Source organism: Kitasatospora sp. NPDC059088 (genome assembly GCF_042738155.1).
GTDB lineage: Bacteria > Actinomycetota > Actinomycetes > Streptomycetales > Streptomycetaceae > Kitasatospora.
Window position 1 is genome coordinate 11,658 of the sequence record NZ_JBHYGR010000164.1, and the last position, 6,573, is coordinate 18,230.

Below are 6,573 nucleotides of genomic sequence, written 5' to 3' on the forward strand. Positions count from 1 at the left end.
GGGTTCCGGGGGGCCCGCGGGGGCCCCCCGCGGGGGGGGGGGGGGGCCCCCCCCCGGGGGGGGGGGGGGGGGGGCGGGCCGCGGGTGGCGGGGTGTCAGAAGTCGAGGGCGATCTGGCCGTCGCACACGGCGGCCGGGGCGGGCGGCATCAGGGCGTCGAGGGCGGCCTGGTGGGCCGGGTCGTCGGTGTCGAGGCAGATGACGCGGCCATCGGTGGTGACCAGCCAGTCGGGGTCGGCGTGGACCGCCTCGGCGGCGGCCTCGCGGGTGTCGAAGTAGGCGGCGCACTCGAAGACGGGGGCCAAGCCGTAGACGGAGTCGCAGACGTCGCACCCGGCGGTGTACCGGGGCACGGGCTTGATGGACACGGGAGCCTCCCGGCGGGTCAGAGGTCGAAGAGGGAATCCGGCTCGCCGGCCGGTGCGCTCGCCTGCCGGGCCTGGTCGGCGGCGCGGCGGGTGGCCTGGTGGCAGTGCTCGCACCATGCGGCCAGCTGCTGTTTGGGCAGGGCCGCGGCCCGGTGCGTGGGTAGCAGCAGAGCAGCGGGCTCGGCGGGGGCGGCGAGCAGGCGCACCCAGCCCCGGCCGTGCTTGGTCTGGTAGGTGCCGTGGACGGCGGGGCAGCGTCCGCCGTCCTTGTCGTGGCTGGTGCCGCAGGTGCCGCGGCACTGGCAGCGGCCCGCTGCGGCGGCCATGACGGCGCGCCACAGCTCTGCCTCGGCGAGGGGCGGCACGCGCCCGCTCACGTGGCGGCCCGCCAGACGCCCCGGCCGAGGTGCTGGGCGGCCTGGCGGCCGATCAGCTGCGTGTAGGCCGGGGGGATTGCCTCGCGCAGGCCGTCGCGGGTGGCCCAGGGCATGCCCATCACGGCCTCGCTGCGGGCGAGCGGGACGTTCGAGAAGTTGCCGACGACGTGCATGAACTCGCCCTCGCCGACGGGGCGGCCCATCTTCGCGTTCGGCGCGGTGTGTTCCGGGTGCGGCGGCGGTGCGATGGCGAGGCCGCCGGGTTCGAAGAGGCGGTGGCGGTAGGTGTGCAGGCCGAACGCTGCCCCACACAGCATCACCGGGTCCCGCAGTTCGGCCCGGGCCTCCTCGACGTTCTCGATGACCCACGGGCGCCCGGTGGTTTCCAGAGCGGCGCGGGTCGGGGCGATGAGGTCGGGGTGCTCGCGGCGGCGGATCTTCTGGCAGCGGGTGTAGCGCTGGCACGGCGGCGAGCCGTGGGCGAGGTCGAAGAGGTGCCCGTACTCGGCGATGAAGGCGACCGCCTCGGCCTGCACGAACGCGAAGGGGTAGCGCGGCTGGTCGGTGAGGTCGATGCCGAGGACGTTGTATCCGGCGAGGTAGTAGCCCATGCCGGCGCCGCCCTGGCAGCAGTAGGCGTCGAGGACGGTCAGGCCGTTCCAGGGCCGGGCGGGCAGCCATCCGGCGGCCGGGCGGGCCGTGGCGAAGAGGCCGCGGGTGCTCACCGGGCACCCCCGAACAGGGCGGCGACGGCGGGGCCGCCGTGGGTGTTGACGTGCTCGGTGAGGCGGGCGACCGTGCGCTTGGCGGTGCGGGTCAGCTCCGCGCGGGGCAGGGGCACGGGCGGGGTGACCAGCTCGTCGGCGGGGATGGGCAGGAGGATGTCGGCGGTGAGGGTGAGCGCCGGCCGGCGGCCGGGGAGCGGCTCGACCTTGGCCGACCAGGGGCCGAGCCGGTAGCCGTCGTTCTCCCAGTCCAGCCACTGGCCCGGCCCGGGGCGGGCGTTGAGCACGCGGTGCGGCAGGGGGACGGTGATCCGCAGGACCAGGTCGGCCGGGTTGTCCTCGGCGGGGCTGGCGGTGACGGCGAGCAGGTCGGGCCGGGTGCGCACGTAGCCGGGCGCCATGACCGGGACGGTGGCGACGGTCCACACCAGGGTGGCGAACTCCGCCCCGGAGATCAGGCAGTCGCTGTCGTCGAGCTGGTCGGCGTGCTCGTTGAGGTAGGCGCCGAACTGGCTGTCGCCGTACCGCTCGTCGTAGTCCTCGTCCACGACGGCGAGCGTGAAGGGGTCGAACTCGGGCATGCTGGTCCCATCTCTGTTAAGGGGATGCACGGCCCCGCGGCAACCGGCTCTCTGCCAAGAAATGACGGCTGCCGCGGGGCTTCGTGCTGTGTGGTGAAGTGATCCGACTGGGCCTGGTGGGGCCGTCGGTCGCGTTCGGGCGTTACGCGGCGTGGCGGGCGGCGCGCAGGACGTGCCGCAGGGCCTGCTCGGCGTGGGTGCCGAAGGTGTAGGCGGCGTCCGGCAGTCCTTCGGCGTGACGGCCGGCGTCGAACATCTCGCCGGCTTCGCGCTCGGTCACGTGGTCCGCGGCGGCGATGTCCTCGGCCATGTCCGAGGCCGCCTGGCAGGAGAGCATGGCGGCGCGTGCGGCGTTGAGCTCGGGCCAGCCGGGCCACCGGTTGAGGCCGGCGTCGATGAACGGGAGCGGGCCGACGACGGCGAACTGGCCGTTGTCGGTGCGCAGGCCGTGGACGGCTTCCGGCTCCTTGCCGTCGAGGACCTGGCCGATGGCCCAGATGGCGCCGTCGGCGTAGGCGCGGGTCGTGGTCACGTACAGGCTGTGGAGCAGGTCGGCGGTGGTGCGGTGGAGACCGGCGATGCGGTAGAGCGCCTTGGTGTGCGGGTGGAAGGACATGGTGTTGTAGACGACGCCGGGCTGGGTGACCCGGCCTTCGGCGGGGTTGAGCCGGTCGAGGCTGTACAGGTCGAGGGTGGTCCGGGCGGCGCGGGCGGCGAGTCGGGCCTCGTTGGCGGCGGCGCCGAGGGCGTGGACGCTGGCGGTCAGGCTCTTGTGCCAGGGCAGGGTCACGGGCTCTCCAGAGCGGTCGGCGGGAGCGGGCTGTCCGTCCCCCGCACCATCCGGGCCCCGCCGCTGGGTGCGGCGGTGGTCCGGGTGGCACGGCCGGTCGGGCAGGGCGGTCGGGCACGGCTAGAACGGCGCTTCGGTGGCGTAGTCGGGCGGGGTCCAGCCGAGCCAGCGGCGGGCGATCCAGCGCGGGACGGGCAGCAGGCGGCGGGTCCGGTCGGGGTTCCAGCAGCCGCAGTTGACGTACTCGGCGTTCTCGCACTCCCCGACCTCGTCGTCGTAGTCGTCGGTCCACCAGCCGGCGCCCCCGCACTGGGGGCACTTCGGGCGGGGGGTTTCGACCAGGTAGATCACGGGGTCCGGCCAGAGGTAGCAGGTCACGCGCAGGCGGGTCATGGATTCTCCGCTCAGGGGGTGGTGGGCTGCGGTTCGGGCTTGAGCTGGTCGGTGAGGGCGCGGAGGGCGTCGGCGATGGCGAGCAGGGCGAGCAGGTGGGCGTGGTCGGCGGGCGGCAGGGTGCCGTACTTGGCGTAGACCTGGGCGAGTTCGTAGTTCGTGGTGTTGAGAAGGCCGGCGGGGTCGAGGGGGTTGGTCAAGGCGGTCCGTTCAGCGGTTGCGGTTGGAGACGGTGACCTGCACGTTCACGGCGCCGTGGCCGCCCCCGCCGCCGGTGCCGCGGGTCTTGGCGAGGCAGTAGGCGCCGGCGCCGATGACGGCGAGTCCGCCGAGGCTGCTGCCGGCGGCGGCCACGGCCTGGAGGGCGTAGCCGATGCCGAGGCCGGCGGCGCCGAGGCCGATTCCTCCGGCGGCGAGGCGGGCGGGCCACGGGTCGCGCACCGTGGCGGGCTGCGCGGTCGGGGCGGGGGCCGGTAGGAGGACGGTCGGCTGTTGCGGGATGGGCGGGTGGGCGTAGAGCGGGACGGGCTGCGCGGTGGTGGGTTGGTAGAGGGCGGGCGGGTTGGTGAGCGGGGCGGTGGCGTACAGGGGTTGGCCCTCGGCGGTGTAGAGCACCGGGGCGGGCTGCGGGTACGGGGTGTGGTCCACGGTGCTTCTCCTGTCGAGGGGTGGGTGGTCAGTGGCCGGAGACGATCCGGGTGAGGGTGGTGAGGAAGGTGTTCACCGGGTCGGCGAGGCCGGTGGAGGCGAGGGTGAAGCCGCTCAGCCAGAGCACGAGGGCGGTGGGCAGGGACACGCGGCGGCCTCGGATGAGGACGACGGAGAGGATCGCGAAGACGACGGTGGTGCTGATCGAGACGATCACGGCGGGTCCTTCCAGGGGACTGTGAGCGGGTGCCAGGAGCCCGCCCCGGCCGCGGCCGGGGCGGGGTGCTTCGCCTGTCGCCTGTCCTGTCGCGTGCCTGTCCTGTCGTCTGTCCTGTCGCCTGTCGTCCGCAGGTCAGAGGGGGGATACAGGCCTCGCGACAGGTGGATGACCCCCCTTGCCGGGGGTGGAGACAGGCGACAGGACAGGCGGTGGGGTCAGGCGCCGGTGGCGTGGTCGCGGTGTACGTAGCGGGTCTTGCTGCCCTCGCCGACGCGCACCGCTTCGCCGCTCTCGGCCCAGGCCTTGAGCCATCCGGCGATGGCCTGGCGGCGGGTGCCGAACTTCGGCTGCAGCACCTTCTCCATGGCGGAGGCGCCGGTGCCCTCGGGGCCGGCGTCGCGCAGTAGCGCGAGGGCGGCGTCCTTCGCGTCCGGGGTCTCGGACGCGGTGTCCTCGCGGCCGGTGGACCAGGTGGACGGGTCGGCCCAGTCGGTGCCCTCCGGGGTGGCGGTGCCGGGTTCGGGGGCGGCGGGCAGGAGCCAGAGCGACTCCAGGTCGTCCAGCCCGGTCGGCTCGGCGGGCTTGTCCCATCCGGCGGTGGCTTTCCAGCCGCCGACCGCGGCGGCGCCCTTGCTCTGCCCGGCCGTCGGTCCGCCGGATGCCGGACTGGCCGGGGTGCCCGGTGCGGCGGGCGCTCCTGCGGTGACGGGTTCGTTCCCGGCCCAGAGGTGGCCGCAGCGCTCCATGGTCCAGCGGTTGGTGTAGTCGGTGCCGGCGGCCTCCAGGGAGGGGGCGTCGAGGGCGGGGCGGCGGTGGGCGGTGATGGCGCTGATCTCCTCGATCATGTCGGGGGTGATGCGCCACTGGCGGGCCTTGGCGGGCTGCTTGCCCTCGGTGCCGGCCAGCACCGACCCCGGCCCGGAGAAGGAGTCCTCGGCGCGCAGGGCCCGCCAGCCGAAGAGGTGGCCCAGCTCCGAGTCCTCGAACGCGCCGGTGGCGAGGCGGTTGGAGGCCATCTTGCGGACGAGCGGGTCGGGCATGACGTCCTGGGTGACGCGCAGGACGGAGACGACGGCGCGGATCGCCATGGCGCGGGCGATGCGGATGACCTCGGAGATGCCTGCGAGGACTGCGCGGGCCTCGCGGGTGGCGGCGACCTCGGCGCCCTCGTCCATGACGATGACGATCTCGGGGATGGTCGGGCCGACGGGCAGCTTGTCGTCGTTGGCGTCGCGCATCGCGTCCTGGTAGGCGGCCTTGCGGTGCTTGGCGATCCGGACCGCAGAGGCCAGCATGCGAGTGGCCTCTGCGGGGGTGGAGGCGACCCAGTCGACGCCGGGCACGGGGATGTCGGCGTCGGCCCAGCGGGAGCCGGGGCGGGCGAGCTGGGCGTCGCGCCAGGCGTTGAGCCAGGGCAGGCCGATGGAGCCGGCGTTGAGGTCGATCACCCACACCAGCACGTCGTTCGTCTGGTTGAGCCGGGCGATCAGGGTGTGGAGCCAGTTGGTCTTGCCGCTGCCGGTGGGGCCGGTGACGATCGTGGAGGACTGCCGCAGGTCCATCTCCGCCCGCGCCCCGTCCGAGAGCAGCGAGACCGGGATCGGGTTGTTCACGGTGGTCACCTCGGCCATCTCGTCGATGGGGAAGGTGAGTTCGGCGGTGATGACCTTGGTGGTGACCTGGATGAGGACGCGGCGGCGGGAGATGCCGGGCATGACCTGGAGGCCGCAGCCGTCGGGCAGGTCGAGGTCGGAGCCGAGGGCCTCGCCGCGATCCGCGATCGCGCGGCGGGTGGTGCCGCCCTCGGGCAGCTCCAGTTCCAGGGTGTAGCCGGCGCCGGAGGGCCAGTGCTCGATACCGAGGACGGTGACCTCGACGTTGCAGACGCGGCGGATGCGGTCGGTCCAGTCGGCGGCGAGCTGGCGGCGGGCGCCGATCAGCAGCAGGTGCTGGCGCTTGGCCTGCTCGACCTCCTCGTGGGCGGCGAACGCGGCGCCCAACGTTCCAGCGGCGATCCCGGCGACGGCGAGCGAGCCGAGCTCGCCCCACTGCCAGGGGCCGCCGTGGGCGAGCGCCCAGGACGACCAGCCGCCGGCGGCCATCCAGCACGTGCCGCGGAAGGCGAGCGTGGCCCCGGTGAGCTTGTGGCGCAGCCCGGCGCCGAGGGTGCCGAGGGCTCCGGCGGCGCCGGCGGCGAGGGCCCATCCGGCGGGCAGGCCGGTGGCGTGGCCGAGTGCGGTGGTCGACAGGGCGCCGAGGGTGCCGTTCATGGTGCCGGTCAGCAGGCCGTGGCCGGCCTGCCAGTTCACGCGCGGTGCGGTGTTCTTGGTGTTCTTGGTCATGGCGGCGGTCTCCAGCCGGAACGGGGCGGGGGGGGGGCGGGCGGGGGGGGGGGGCGCGCGGGCGCGGGGGGGGGGGGGGTGGGGGGGGGGGGGGGGGGGGGGGGCAGAGACAGCAAACAGAGGCGGTCA

At 74.6% G+C, this 6,573-nt stretch carries 10 protein-coding genes; all 10 read right to left on the reverse strand.

The features are described from left to right. Positions 1 to 95: 95 nt before the first annotated feature. Positions 96 to 368, reverse strand: coding sequence for a hypothetical protein (locus ACFWXO_RS40275; RefSeq protein ID WP_380530943.1), 273 nt, complete (start codon positions 366 to 368; stop codon positions 96 to 98). A gap of 17 nt (positions 369 to 385) precedes the next feature. After that, positions 386 to 733 carry a hypothetical protein gene (locus ACFWXO_RS40280; RefSeq protein ID WP_380530946.1) on the reverse strand — a complete coding sequence of 116 codons (348 nt, stop codon included), beginning with the start codon at positions 731 to 733 and terminating at the stop codon, positions 386 to 388. An 8-nt stretch (positions 734 to 741) separates the two neighbouring features. Beyond that, the gene (locus ACFWXO_RS40285; RefSeq protein WP_380530969.1) at positions 742 to 1,356 is read right to left on the reverse strand and encodes an SAM-dependent methyltransferase; all 615 of its coding nucleotides are present in this window, start codon (positions 1,354 to 1,356) and stop codon (positions 742 to 744) included. Positions 1,357 to 1,466: 110 nt separating this feature from the next. After that, the gene (locus ACFWXO_RS40290; protein WP_380530949.1) at positions 1,467 to 2,051 is read right to left on the reverse strand and encodes a hypothetical protein; all 585 of its coding nucleotides are present in this window, start codon (positions 2,049 to 2,051) and stop codon (positions 1,467 to 1,469) included. 142 nt (positions 2,052 to 2,193) lie between these two features. Continuing rightward, a complete protein-coding gene (locus ACFWXO_RS40295; protein ID WP_380530952.1) occupies positions 2,194 to 2,841 on the reverse strand; it encodes a hypothetical protein in 648 nt (215 codons plus the stop codon). 120 nt (positions 2,842 to 2,961) lie between these two features. After that, the gene (locus tag ACFWXO_RS40300) at positions 2,962 to 3,234 is read right to left on the reverse strand and encodes a hypothetical protein (RefSeq protein WP_380530955.1); all 273 of its coding nucleotides are present in this window, start codon (positions 3,232 to 3,234) and stop codon (positions 2,962 to 2,964) included. Positions 3,235 to 3,245: 11 nt separating this feature from the next. Beyond that, positions 3,246 to 3,434 (reverse strand): hypothetical protein, encoded by a 189-nt coding sequence (locus ACFWXO_RS40305; protein WP_380530958.1) that lies wholly within the window; start codon positions 3,432 to 3,434, stop codon positions 3,246 to 3,248. A gap of 10 nt (positions 3,435 to 3,444) precedes the next feature. Next, positions 3,445 to 3,882 (reverse strand): hypothetical protein, encoded by a 438-nt coding sequence (locus ACFWXO_RS40310; RefSeq protein ID WP_380530961.1) that lies wholly within the window; start codon positions 3,880 to 3,882, stop codon positions 3,445 to 3,447. Between the two features lie 28 nt (positions 3,883 to 3,910). Beyond that, complete coding sequence (locus ACFWXO_RS40315) at positions 3,911 to 4,099, reverse strand: hypothetical protein (protein WP_380530963.1); 189 nt, start codon at positions 4,097 to 4,099, stop codon at positions 3,911 to 3,913. Positions 4,100 to 4,317: 218 nt separating this feature from the next. Next, on the reverse strand, positions 4,318 to 6,444 hold the full coding sequence (locus tag ACFWXO_RS40320) for a hypothetical protein (RefSeq protein WP_380530966.1): 2,127 nt from the start codon (positions 6,442 to 6,444) through the stop codon (positions 4,318 to 4,320). Positions 6,445 to 6,573 lie beyond the last annotated feature (129 nt).